Genomic DNA, 12,686 nt, shown 5'->3' on the forward strand with positions numbered 1-12,686 from the left:
GCGTTATCCAAATACGACTGTGCGTAGCCCCTGATGAAGCACGCGATGTTCGGCATGCCAGCGTACTGCTCGGGACAGAACCTGACGTTCCACTTCGGCTCCCATAGCCTGCAATTCATGAACATCGTGGGCATGCGAAACACGCACCACATCCTGCTCAATAATTGGGCCTTCGTCAAGGTCTGCCGTTACATAGTGCGCGGTAGCGCCGATGAGCTTAACGCCACGTGCGTGTGCCTGGGCATATGGCCGAGCGCCTTTAAAAGAAGGCAAGAACGAATGATGGATATTAATGATCCGGCCAGATAAGGTGCGGCAGATATCATCGGATAAAATTTGCATGTATCGTGCCAGTACAACAAGTTCGGCGTCGTAATCGTCAACCAGTTTGAGCAACTCAGCTTCTGCCTGTGCTTTTGTATCTTTGGTAACAGGAATGTGTATGAATGGAACGCCATAAAATTCAGCGAGAGGACGTAATGTCTCGTGATTGGAGACGACGGCGGCGACGTCGATCGGGATCCGGCCTTCTCGTTGTTTGGCGAGCAAATCACTCAAACAGTGTGGATCTTTAGAACACATAATGATGGTTCGCATGGGGCTTGCGTCAGATATGGTGTAGTCCATATCAAAACGGGCTGCTAATGCGGCGAATGCGGCGTCGATTGTGGAACGACCACCGGGAACATCTGCTTGAAGACGGATATAAAAACGGTTTTGGCTTGCGTCTCGATATTGCTGTGACTGTGTGACATTCGCGCCGACTTGAGTCAATAGACCAGTTACTGCATAAACGATGCCTGGTTGATCTGGGCATGACAATGTGAATACGAGTGAATGAGACGTAAGTGTTGAATTTTCCATAAGAACATTTTAATCGTTTTGGTCACGAGGTGGGAATGGGCGTCCTAGAATGCAGACGATTTCAAAAAGTGTGGGAGGGTGAGCGTAGAATGAAATCGTATTGTTTTTGAAAGTCCCCAAGGAGGCTGGAAGTGACAGATTCTTTCAATCTTTCGCTTGCTGAATTAGATCCTGAGATTGCTCAGGTTTTAGATGATGAGCTGGGTCGCCAACGTGCTACGTTGGAAATGATTGCATCGGAGAATTTTGTGCCGCGGGCTATACTTCAAGCCCAAGGCTCAGTTTTGACGAATAAGTATGCGGAAGGCTATCCCGGTCGTCGCTATTACGGCGGTTGTGAGTTTGTCGACGTCGCGGAAAATCTGGCGATTGAGCGGGCTAAGTCCTTGTTCGGCGCGGCTTACGCCAACGTTCAACCCCATGCCGGAGCGCAGGCCAACGCAGCTATTTATCATGCGTTGTTGAACCATGGCGACACCATTATGGGATTGTCATTGGCACACGGGGGTCACTTGACTCATGGTATGAAGATTAACTTTTCTGGGAAGAACTTCAACGTTGTCTCTTATGGTGTAGATCCAGAAACATACCTGATTGATATGGATGAGGTTCGTCGGCTCGCCCGTGAACACAAGCCGAAGATGATTATTGCTGGTTGGTCGGCTTACTCACGCCATGTAGATTTTGCTGCATTCCGCGAGATTGCCGATGAGGTTGGCGCATACCTGTGGGTAGATATGGCGCATTTCGCCGGTTTGGTTGCGGCTGGATTGCATCCAAGCCCAGTTCCGTATGCTGACGTGGTGACGACGACGATCCACAAGACCATTGGTGGGCCGCGCTCAGGTATGATTCTTTCCCGTGATGAATCACTAGGCAAGAAACTTAATTCGGCGGTATTCCCTGGGCAACAGGGTGGTCCGCTGATGCACGTGATCGCCGCAAAGGCGATTGCGCTGAAGATTGCAGCAACTGCAGAGTTCAAGGACCGGCAAGAGCGTACATTGCGTGGTGCAAAGATTCTGGCGCAACGGCTCATCCAGCCAGATGTTACTGCTAAGGGAGTATCAGTTTTAACAGGTGGTACTGATGTCCATTTGGTGCTGGTAGACCTGCGTAACCATGAGCTCAACGGGCAAGAAGCTGAGGATTTGTTGCATGAGATTGGTATTACGGTCAACCGTAATGCTATTCCATTCGATCCACGTCCACCGGCTGTCACATCTGGTTTACGAATTGGTACGCCGGCGTTGGCTACCCGCGGTTTTGGCGATGAAGAGTTTGCTGAAGTCGCTGATATTATTGCTGTTGCCTTGCGCGATGGGCGCAACGCAGACGTCGCTAATTTGCGAGATCGGGTCAGTGCTTTGACCGATCGCTTCCCGTTGTATCCAGACTTGGATCAGACTCACTGAGAGGAACACGCACATGACAATTCCGGTAAAAATGGATGGTCGAGCGACACTTGCACAGATCAAGACGGAGCTGAAAGAAAAGATTGCACACCTGGATCGCGCTCCTGGATTAGCGACTGTTTTGGTCGGTCAGGATCCAGGATCGATGATGTATGTGAACATGAAGCATCGTGACTGCGCTGAAGTGGGTATCGAATCAATCCGTATTGATATGCCGGAAGAGTCAACTACTGCGGAAGTTTTGGCACAGGTGCGGAAGTTGAATGAGGATCCAGCATGTAGCGGATTTATTGTTCAGCTTCCGTTGCCGCGCCATATTGATACCCAAGCTGTATTGGAGGCAATCGAGCCGACTAAGGACATTGACGGATTACACCCAGTCAATATTGGGCGACTAGCAAACGGAATTCCCGCGCCTATCGCGTGTACCCCAATGGGAATCGTGGAATTAGGCCGCCGGTACGGTGTTGAGTGGTCCGGTGCCAATGTCTGTATTGTTGGACGTGGCACAACGGTGGGTAAGCCACTGGCTATTTTGCTCACGTCACGCAGTATCAACGCGACTGTAGACGCTTGCCACTCGGCTACCAAAGATCTGGCAGAGCATACTCGGCGTGCTGACGTAATCATTGCAGCAGCTGGAGTAGCGCATATGATCACCCCAGAGATGGTTCGTCCAGGTGCGGCGGTGTTCGACGTCGGTGTATCGCGGGTGACGGATCCAGAAACTGGAAAGTCGCGGATGATGGGGGACGTCGATCCAGCAGTTTTCGAGCATGCCGGCTGGTATTCGCCTAATCCGGGCGGTGTTGGTCCGATGACTCGCGCTATGCTCTTGTCGAACGTTGTGAAAGCAGGCGCGAAAAATTCCTGACTTTCCCCGTAAAATTAATCATGACTGATTAATTGGAAGGGGAGTCATGCTCATAGCAACCTGTAACGTCAACGGTATTCGTGCCGCGGTGCGCAAAGGAATACAAGAGTGGATCACAACAACTGCGCCTGATGTGTTGTTGTTACAGGAGGTTCGAGCTCCCGAAGAACTTGTTCCGAGCCTCGTTGGCGAAAACTATCGCGTGTACCAACAGGCGTGCGATATTAAAGGACGCGCTGGGGTAGCAGTTGCTGTTAAAAATGGCTATGCGGTTAGCCGGGTGAGTATTGGTTTGGGTGCTGACCTGCCAGAGTCAGACCCGGGAGCTGACGCGCGTACATTCTGGGATCGCCCGGCAGAACCTGGAGTAGATACTGGCCGTTGGGTCGAGGTCGATATTCCACAACTGGGCACCACATTCGTGTCTGCCTATTTGCATTCTGGCACCGCAACAGACGAAGCCAAGATGGCGGCTAAATACTCCCATTTAGATCGGGTTTCTACACGACTTGTTCAGCTTCAACAGAACCGTCCCGCAGATGTTCCCCACGTCTTAGTAACAGGTGATTTCAACATTGTTCATACCGAACTAGATATTACGAATTGGCGGTCGAATCATAATAAAACGTCGGGCGTACTCGACCCAGAAATCGCTTATTTGGATAAGTGGATGAATGAGTTCGGCTATGTTGATGTGCAGCGTTCTCTTATCGGTGATGAGCAGGCCGAATATACCTGGTGGTCGCAGCGTGGCAAAGCGTTTGATAATAATGTCGGCTGGCGTATTGATTACCATTTGGCGTCTGCGCAGTTAGCATCTGTTGCACAATCTGTACGGATTGACCGTGCGTCGTCGTATGATCAGCGTTGGTCTGATCATGCGCCGTTGCTCATCGACTACGAGGTGAATAACGCATGAGCTCTCTCGAAGTTAGCCCAAAGCCAGGTCTTATGGATCGACTTAATAAAGTTATTGAATGGGTATTTGAGCTGCGACTAGTCCGCGCCTACGGTCGCTATAGTTGGGCCCGCGGATACTTGTTGTCAGGCGGGATTGCCTATGCGGCTTTATTCGCCATTGCCGGTGCTTTGACCATTGCGTTTACCGTATTCTTTTATACGCTGGGTGGTAATGAGCAACTCCAACAGACCCTTTTTGATACGGTAAATGCGTCGCTTCCTGGAATTTTGGATGTGGATGGGAGCGGATCAGGTCTGTTAGATCCGGAAGATCTCATCATTGATAATCCGGTTAATTGGGCTTCAGCTATTTCGCTACTTGTGCTGTTATGGTCAGCAGCTTCGTTAATGACTGCATTGCGGATCGCTATTTTAGGAATGTTTGGGATTACCTACTTGCCGCGTCCCTTTGTGAAAGCAAAACTGCTTGATCTGTCAGGTTTTTTGATGATCGGGATCGGCGCGCTTGCAACAGTTGCATTGGTTACGGTATCTACTCAGTTCTCTACTACTGTGCTCGACTGGCTTGGAATACCAGGATCGGTTGGTTCATACCTTATCCAAGGTGGAACGTTTGTTATTGCGTTGCTTGTTGACACAGTAATTTTCATGTTTTTGTTCAGCGTGATGTCGGGTGCTCATCCGCCGTTGAAAGATCTTATTAAAGGATCGTTAGTGGCTGGGCTTGCGTCGTCAATATTGCGCTTATTGGGAACGACGGTGGTCTCGTCAGTTTCCGAGAATGCATTGCTCGCGCCGTTCGCGGCTATCGTAACGCTCCTCGTCTGGGTTAATTTATTGGCTCAGGTGACGTTGGTGGCAGCTGCTTTTGTAGCTAATCCGCCCGCTCCTGGTGAACCAACTAAGTCGCAACTTGAGCATGCTGAGGAGTACCCAAATTATGTGACACAAACCGTCGAGAAAACTTTGGACTGGAATTACGATCCGATGACGGGCGTGATTGCGCCGCGTCCGGTCGATGAAACAGATGAACAGGTTGCGCCACCGTGGACTGGTATGCGAGCGGCATGGATGAAACGACGTATTGCCCGTGCCGAGGAAAAAGTTGTGACTGCACAGGTACACTTGGATGAAGAACGTGAAGCTTATGTGAAGGCGGCATGGCGCTCATATAAGAAGCAGTCAGTTCCGACGACTTCAGCCGAGCATGCGCGAGCCGATCCGCATGACGTTGGGCAGCGACTGGCGCAGCGCATAGATGAAGACTAAGACGTGGTGAGAAGATGAATGAGTTACATGCGATTATTCCTGCTGGTGGCGCTGGAACCCGACTCTGGCCGATTTCGCGAGCACGTTCGCCAAAGTTTTTGAAAGATTTAACTGGGAGTGGAAAAAGTCTGCTTCAACAGACTGTAGCCAGGTTATCGCCGTTGGCGAATAGCAACATCATGATTGTCACTGGCGGAGCCCATATGCCGGCGGTGGTACGGCAACTGCCAGAATTAGCTGACGAGCAGTTTATTGCAGAACCTTCGCCCCGGGATTCGATGGCGGCTATTGGTCTCGCGGCAGCGATTATTCGGCAACGGCATGGAAATGTGATCGTGGGTTCGTTTGCTGCTGACCATCTGATTGCTGAACCGGAGGCATTCGAAACAGCTGTTTGGACAGCTATGGATGCGGCGACGCGCGGTTACGTTGTAACAATTGGGATTACCCCTGATTCCCCGGCAACAGGTTTTGGGTATATTCGCGCTGCCAATCCGGTTACCGATGTTCGTGGGGCGTTTGACGTTAGTGAGTTCTTAGAAAAACCGGATGTGGACACAGCGCAGGCGTATGTTGCTAGTGGGCAGTATTTTTGGAATGCGGGTATGTTCGTTGCCCAAGCGGATGTGTTGCTCGGTGCCTTAGCTACGTATCAGCCGGAGCTACATGCCGGTATCGAAGCGATAGCGCAAGCATGGGATACTGGTAATCGTAGCCAGGTGCTAGATCACGTGTGGCCATCGCTTACTAAGATTGCTATCGACCATGCCATTGCGGAACCACTAGCAGCCGACGGGGGAGTAGCGGTTGTTCCAGCTCAGATGGGTTGGACTGACGTGGGTGATTTTGCTGCTGTCAGTGAGGTTTTACGACGGCGAGCGGACGATGCGTCGTCGTCGATAGTAATCCCCGGTAGCGGTGAGCAAGTCCAGCCTGTGTTCACCGTTAAAGCATCACGTGCAACAATTTTTACCCATGACCGTCCGATAGCCGTGATTGGTGTTGATGACGTCGTTGTGGTTGACACTGCAGATGCTGTTCTTGTCGTGTCGGCGCACGGAGCTCAGGATGTGAAGAACGTTGTTGATCAGATTCGCGCCGAGGGGGTCACTAGTCTTCTTTGATTCTGCCGATATCGGTTTGACAGGTAAGATTGATCGTCTCATAAAATGATATGGAATATTGTCATTTAGTTCATACTGTGGAATTCATGTGCTGTAATGATGCGATATAAAAGGTTTTATGTAACGATTTGATTACGAAATTATCGAAAAGTGACTTGGAACATCTTTATGGGTGGCATATATATCTTTTCGAGCCTATTCTTAGTAGATGAACAGTTTTGGTCAATAGATGGACCCTTACTGAAAACTAGATCAGGAGAAACTAGTGAAGAAATTCAAGTCTTTTATTGCAGTTGCCGCCGCATCTGCATTGGCGCTTTCAGCATGTTCCGGCACTGAAGGTAAGCAGTCTGCAGATAACGGCAGTAGTTTTAAGGCGTGCTTGGTGTCCGATGCTGGTGGTTGGGACGATAAGTCCTTCAATGAGTCCGCATATGACGGTTTGAAAGAAGCAGAAAAAGAATTTGGCGTTTCGGTCAACACAGCAGAATCCAAGGGTGACTCCGACTTCGGTCCAAACACCCAGACCATGATTGACGATGGTTGTTCCCTCGTTATTGGCGTCGGCTTCATGCTTGCTCCAGCCATTATGAAGGCTGCCGAAGAAAACCCAGATCTCCACTTCGGCCTTATTGATTCCGGCTTCGCTGATGCTGATGGTAACCCAGTCGAATTGGCAAATGGACGTGCACTTCTCTTCAACACTCAAGAAGCTGCATATCTAGCTGGTTACGTTGCCGCAGGTGCTACCAAGTCGGGCACTGTTGCTACCTTCGGTGGTCTCCAGATTCCTTCCGTAACAATCTTTATGGATGGTTTTGTTGATGGTGTTAAGGCATACAACGAAGCTAAGGGTACCTCGGTCAAGGTTCTTGGCTGGGACAAGGACGCCCAGAACGGCTCCTTCACTAACTCCTTCGATGATCAGTCACTCGGTAAGTCCCAGGCGCAGCAGTTCATCGAGCAGGGTGCGGACATCATCATGCCGGTTGCTGGTCCAGTTGGTCTTGGCGCTGCTGCAGCCGCAAAGGAAGCTGGCAACATCCGCATTATCGGTGTTGACTCCGATTGGTACGTTTCCACACCTGACTACAAGGAGATCGTTATCACCTCGGTCATGAAGGGCATCGGTGAATCTGTTAAGGCTGCTATTGACGGTGCAAAGGATGGAAAGTTTGAAACCACACCTTACGTAGGTACCTTGAAGAACAAGGGTGTTTCCCTAGCTCCGTTCCACGAGTTTGATTCTCAGCTCTCGGACGAATTGAAGTCCGAAGTTAAGGATCTCGAAGCTAAGATTTCTTCTGGCGAACTTAAGATTGAGTCGCCAGCGGCTAACTGATTCTTAGTAATTTAGCTGGTATGACGAACTAAAGATAGAGAGTGGGTCCTTATTCTTTTATAGAGTAAGGTCCCACTTTCTATTTAATGAGATGAATATAGTTCAATTTCCTTGCGTCAGTAAAAGTACTGACAACAGGGTATGATTATTGATACACAAAACTCAGAATTACTAGATACTGAGGAACGAAAGGGGTTCAGCGTGAAGCTGGAGCTAAGGGGCATTACAAAGAGGTTTGGCCCTCTTGTAGCGAATGATCATATTGATCTCGTAGTCGAAGAAGGACACATCCACGCTCTTCTTGGTGAAAATGGAGCAGGTAAATCAACACTAATGAACGTGTTGTATGGCTTATATGATCCAGACGAGGGCGATATTCTGCTCGACGGTAAACAAGTCAAGTTTAATGGTCCAGGTGATGCAGTTGCTGCGGGAATCGGTATGGTGCATCAGCACTTCATGTTGATTCCAGTATTCACTGTAGCTGAATCCGTTGCGTTAGGTTATGAGCCAGCTGGTGCTGGTGGCATCATTGATATTAAGAAAGCACGCCAAACAGTTATTGATGTTTCGAAACGCTTCGGTTTCGATTTGGACCCGGATGCTTATATTGAGGATTTGCCCGTAGGTGCACAGCAACGAGTCGAGATTGTTAAGGCACTGTCGCGCGATGCTAAGATCTTGATTCTCGATGAGCCAACTGCGGTCCTTACTCCGCAAGAAACTGACGAATTGATGACTATTATGAAGCAGCTAGCTGCCGCCGGGACATCGATCGTCTTCATTACGCACAAACTCCGCGAAGTGCGAGCAGTAGCGGATGATATTACCGTTATTCGACGGGGCGCTGTGGTAGGAACTGCCAGTCCGACGTCGTCAGAGGCTGAACTGGCAACGAAGATGGTTGGTCGTCCAGTTATGCTACAGCTTGAAAAAGAAGCACCAAAGTTAGGCGAAGTGGGACTAGAGTTCAAAGATGTTTCGCTACTCAATGACGCCGGTGCTCATGTACTCGACCACGTGTCATTCGACGTGCGCCGCGGAGAAGTATTAGCAGTAGCTGGTGTTCAAGGAAATGGACAGACAGAACTAGCCGAGGCGGTTCTGGGGCTGCAAGAGCCAGCGCAAGGAACCATTACGCTAGATGGCAACGAAATTCAAGGACACAGCGTCCGGGCAAATATCGATGCGGGTATTGGATTCATTCCTGAAGACCGCTCTAAAGACGGAATGATTGCGTCGTTCTCAATCGCTGAAAATCTCATTCTCGATCAGTATCTCAATAAACCGTATGCAAGCGGTGTTGCACTACATCCGAACGTAGTAGCCACAAATGCTAATGAAAAGGTTGAAGAATTCGATATTCGTATCACCCGAATTAGCGATCCAATTTCTACACTGTCCGGTGGTAACGCCCAAAAGGTAGTTGTTGCTCGAGAACTCTCACGAGACCTTCGACTCCTAGTTGCAAGCCAACCAACTCGTGGAGTCGACGTTGGATCAATCGAATTTATTCATCGCCGAATCATTGAAGCGCGTGACGCAAGCACGCCGGTTCTCCTTATCTCATCAGAACTTGATGAGGTAGTTGCACTGGCAGATCGCATTGCAGTGATGTATCGCGGAAAAATTATCGGTATTGTGCCAGCTGATACACCGCGTGATGCTCTCGGCTTGATGATGGCGGGTGTCCCACAGGAGGAAGCTTTGGCTTCAGCTGCTAAAGCATCTGTAACGAAAGGTGCGAAATAATGAGTAATAAAAAAACTACCTCAATTACTGGTGATAAATGGATAGCAGCTTTCTTCCATACAGCGCCTCGGTCTGGATGGCTTGTTGGAATTATTGCAGTGCTTATTGCATTCGCACTCGGAGCTCTCCTTATTCTCATCACTGGCGCCTCAGTGTTTGACGCTTATGTAGCGATGTTCAAAGGGTCAATCTTTAATGCTTCAGCCCTTAACCGTGGCCTGTCCTATGCATTGCGCCCGGCGATGGATTCGTTGTTCTTCGCAACACCACTCATTTTGGCTGGACTTGGCTTGGGCTTCGGTTTCCGCGCTGGTTTGTTCAACATCGGTGGTGCTGGACAAATTGTGTTCGGTGCGCTTGCCGCAATTTGGGTGTCCTTTAGCCTCAACCTGCCATACGGTCTCCATCTCCTTGTCGCTTTGATCGCGGCTGCGATCGCCGGCGGTCTTTATGCTGGTATCGCAGGATTTTTAAAGGCTAAAACTGGTGCAAATGAAGTCATCGTGACGATCATGTTGAACTCTATTGCCGGGCTTGCGTTAACATATGTGTTGTCGTTGGATTCGTGGCACCAACCCGGGCAAAATAACCCGGTAACCCCGGTTGCATCCCATACTGCTGCATTGCCGGGATTACTGCCTTCCCCTTCGAAGATCCACCTAGGATTGATTATCGCCATTGTTGCGGTGTTCGTATATTGGTGGTTGCTTGAGCGCTCAACATTTGGTTTTGAAGTACGCGCAGTTGGTGCTAATCCACACGCAGCTCGCACTGCGGGTATGTCGATTGCTAAAGTCACTACGCTAACAATGGTGACATCAGGAATCTTTACCGGGTTAGCTGGTGCAAATGAAGCTCTAGGAACCATGTACCAAGCAAATCAAGGTGTTACCTCTGGAATTGCCGGAACAGTTGGTTTCGATGCTATTACAGTTGCTTTGCTGGGGCGTAACAAGCCGATGGGGATATTTTTCTCTGGTCTCTTGTTTGGTGCTTTTAAAGCGGGTGGCTATTCAATGCAGGCACAGGGTGTGCCGATTGATATGGTACTGATTCTTGAATCAGTCATTGTTTTGTTTATTGCAGCACCGGCACTTATCCGTTGGATGTTCCGTTTACCAAAGCCAGATGGAAAAGGTATGCGCGAGTATGCTGCTTCGTTGAGTAGCCCAGAACCGACGCGTAAGGCTGTTGCTATCAATGTTTCGGCGTCGGAGAATTCTGCTTCAGATGACTCGCCTACTAATGGAAAGGAGGCGCAAGAATAATGGAAAACCGTGGTTCTCAACAGTTATCAGCTCCACAAGTAGAAATCCCAGAGGCGCTCAATAACGAAGTCATTGGTAAAATCTCGTGGAAGTTCCCTATTACATATGGGCTTGCAACTCTACTTGCACTCTTTTTTGCATTGAACGCTAGCGGTAATGCCCGGCTTCGTCTAAATGACCGTGCATCTTCCGTTGATATCCCAGATATTATGGTGCCGGCAGTTGTAACGCTATGGGTCTTCTTAATACTCATCACAGTTGCTACGATATGGTCAGTAGTGTCGACTCTCAGCCACGGAAAGTACGGCAAAACCGGACGAATTCTTGACGTTATTTCAACTATTGTTGTCGCTGTTTTAACAGTGTTTGGCTTCCTCGTCTTTGCTGGCGCTGGCTCGGCTGGAGCGATTACACTCACGTCAACGCTGGGCATTACTGTCGCTATCTCCACTCCGCTCATCTTCGGTGCCCTATCTGGTGTAGTGTGCGAACATGTAGGAGTTGTCAATATTGCGATTGAAGGACAGCTGTTGGTTGGTGCATTCGTTGGCGTCATGGCAGCATCATTCTTCAAAACTCCATATGTAGGTCTACTAGCTGCGCCGCTTGCAGGTGCCCTTGTTGGTTCCTTACTAGCTTTGTTCTCAGTTAAGTATGGTGTAGACCAAATCATTGTCGGCGTTGTCCTCAACGTATTGTGCCTTGGCTTGACCACGTTCTTCTATGGAACGCTCATGTCAGATAATGCGGAAGTTCTCAACACAAACCAATATTCATTGCCAACAATCCGTATCCCACTCTTAGCAGAGATTCCAATTGTCGGTCCGATGCTCTTTGATCAGACAATTTTGGTCTACATTATGTATATTGCAGTTGCGATGCTAACTGTCTTCCTTTACCGGTCACGTTGGGGATTGCGGATGCGCGCATGTGGTGAGCATCCACGCGCTGCCGATACCGTCGGCATTAACGTCAATCGCACGCGTATTCGGAATACGATCTTCGGATCAGCAATTGCCGGCCTAGGTGGAGCGTTCTTCACGATCGGCCAGGGACTGGCATTCACAGATAACATGTCGGCCGGAAACGGATATATTGCGTTAGCCGCGATGATCCTCGGAAAGTGGCACCCTGTTGGGGCGCTCGGAGCTGCAGGAATGTTCGGCTTCGCAAAGGCTGTTGCACTGTTGATGCCGAATTTGCACGGTGGAATTCCGTCGCAGCTAGTCAATATGATTCCTTACATCATTACCGTTATTGCCGTGGCTGGCTTCGTCGGCAAGTCACGACCGCCAGCAGCAGAAAACATTCCTTACATTAAGTAAACAATTTGTGGATCGGTGGGCCGGCTTTGCCGGCTCACCGCTCGTTTCAGATGAAAGAAGTCGAAATGCCAGAAATCAACTGGGAAGAACTAAAAGAGCTTGCCATCGAAGCTATGAAGACCGCGTACGCGCCATACTCGGGCTATCCAGTCGGCGCAGCAGCTTTGGTAGATGATGGTCGTCTTGTATCAGGTTGCAACGTCGAAAACGCATCAACCGGGCTTGGTACATGTGCAGAAAACGGTCTAGTCTCGATGCTTCACCGCACCGGTGGTGGACGTCTGGTGGCATTTTACTGCGTCAACGGTAACGAAGACGTTATCGTGCCGTGTGGGCGCTGCCGCCAGTTGCTGTACGAACATGGCGGGCCAAATTTGCTTGTCACAATGCCAACCGGAATTATGCGGATGGACGAGGTGCTACCGCAAGGCTTCACACCGGCGGATCTTGCCCAAGTAGAGTCGAGCCTAATCAAGATTGATACCCCGTACGCGTTACGCGAATCCGAAGATACGAAATAGATACAGGAGCA

Annotated in this window: 11 protein-coding genes; 10 read left to right on the forward strand and 1 reads right to left on the reverse strand. The window is 49.7% G+C overall.

Features of this window, described 5'->3' with window-relative positions; all coding sequences use genetic code 11:
* Positions 1–3: 3 nt before the first annotated feature.
* Positions 4–864 carry a formyltetrahydrofolate deformylase gene (gene purU, locus BLT51_RS04755; protein ID WP_091280495.1) on the reverse strand — a complete coding sequence of 287 codons (861 nt, stop codon included), beginning with the start codon at positions 862–864 and terminating at the stop codon, positions 4–6.
* A gap of 131 nt (positions 865–995) precedes the next feature.
* On the opposite strand from purU, the gene glyA reads away from it, so the two are divergent.
* The 10 genes from glyA (at position 996) to BLT51_RS04805 (ending at position 12,675) form a co-directional block, all read left to right on the forward strand.
* The gene (gene glyA, locus BLT51_RS04760) at positions 996–2,279 is read left to right on the forward strand and encodes a serine hydroxymethyltransferase (RefSeq protein ID WP_091280498.1); all 1,284 of its coding nucleotides are present in this window, start codon (positions 996–998) and stop codon (positions 2,277–2,279) included.
* A 13-nt stretch (positions 2,280–2,292) separates the two neighbouring features.
* Positions 2,293–3,153, forward strand: coding sequence for a bifunctional methylenetetrahydrofolate dehydrogenase/methenyltetrahydrofolate cyclohydrolase (locus BLT51_RS04765; RefSeq protein ID WP_091280500.1), 861 nt, complete (start codon positions 2,293–2,295; stop codon positions 3,151–3,153).
* A 46-nt stretch (positions 3,154–3,199) separates the two neighbouring features.
* Positions 3,200–4,072 (forward strand): exodeoxyribonuclease III, encoded by an 873-nt coding sequence (locus BLT51_RS04770; RefSeq protein ID WP_091280503.1) that lies wholly within the window; start codon positions 3,200–3,202, stop codon positions 4,070–4,072.
* On the forward strand, positions 4,069–5,343 hold the full coding sequence (locus tag BLT51_RS04775) for a YihY/virulence factor BrkB family protein (protein ID WP_091280505.1): 1,275 nt from the start codon (positions 4,069–4,071) through the stop codon (positions 5,341–5,343). Before BLT51_RS04770 ends, BLT51_RS04775 begins: the two co-directional genes overlap by 4 nt.
* 14 nt (positions 5,344–5,357) lie before the next feature.
* Positions 5,358–6,467: a mannose-1-phosphate guanylyltransferase gene (locus BLT51_RS04780; protein ID WP_091280507.1), complete on the forward strand. Its 1,110-nt coding sequence runs from the start codon at positions 5,358–5,360 to the stop codon at positions 6,465–6,467.
* Between the two features lie 265 nt (positions 6,468–6,732).
* Entirely contained in the window at positions 6,733–7,809 is a 1,077-nt protein-coding gene (locus tag BLT51_RS04785) for a BMP family lipoprotein (protein ID WP_091280509.1), read from the forward strand.
* A gap of 201 nt (positions 7,810–8,010) precedes the next feature.
* The gene (locus tag BLT51_RS04790) at positions 8,011–9,561 is read left to right on the forward strand and encodes an ABC transporter ATP-binding protein (protein WP_091280510.1); all 1,551 of its coding nucleotides are present in this window, start codon (positions 8,011–8,013) and stop codon (positions 9,559–9,561) included.
* Positions 9,561–10,829 carry an ABC transporter permease gene (locus BLT51_RS04795; RefSeq protein WP_091280513.1) on the forward strand — a complete coding sequence of 423 codons (1,269 nt, stop codon included), beginning with the start codon at positions 9,561–9,563 and terminating at the stop codon, positions 10,827–10,829. The genes BLT51_RS04790 and BLT51_RS04795 overlap by 1 nt, the downstream gene beginning before the upstream one ends.
* Positions 10,826–12,154 carry an ABC transporter permease gene (locus BLT51_RS04800; RefSeq protein WP_407922105.1) on the forward strand — a complete coding sequence of 443 codons (1,329 nt, stop codon included), beginning with the start codon at positions 10,826–10,828 and terminating at the stop codon, positions 12,152–12,154. The genes BLT51_RS04795 and BLT51_RS04800 overlap by 4 nt, the downstream gene beginning before the upstream one ends.
* A gap of 50 nt (positions 12,155–12,204) precedes the next feature.
* A complete protein-coding gene (locus BLT51_RS04805) occupies positions 12,205–12,675 on the forward strand; it encodes a cytidine deaminase (RefSeq protein WP_091282578.1) in 471 nt (156 codons plus the stop codon).
* Positions 12,676–12,686: the final 11 nt, after the last annotated feature.

Source organism: Arcanobacterium phocae (genome assembly GCF_900105865.1).
In the GTDB taxonomy this organism is placed as follows: domain Bacteria; phylum Actinomycetota; class Actinomycetes; order Actinomycetales; family Actinomycetaceae; genus Arcanobacterium; species Arcanobacterium phocae.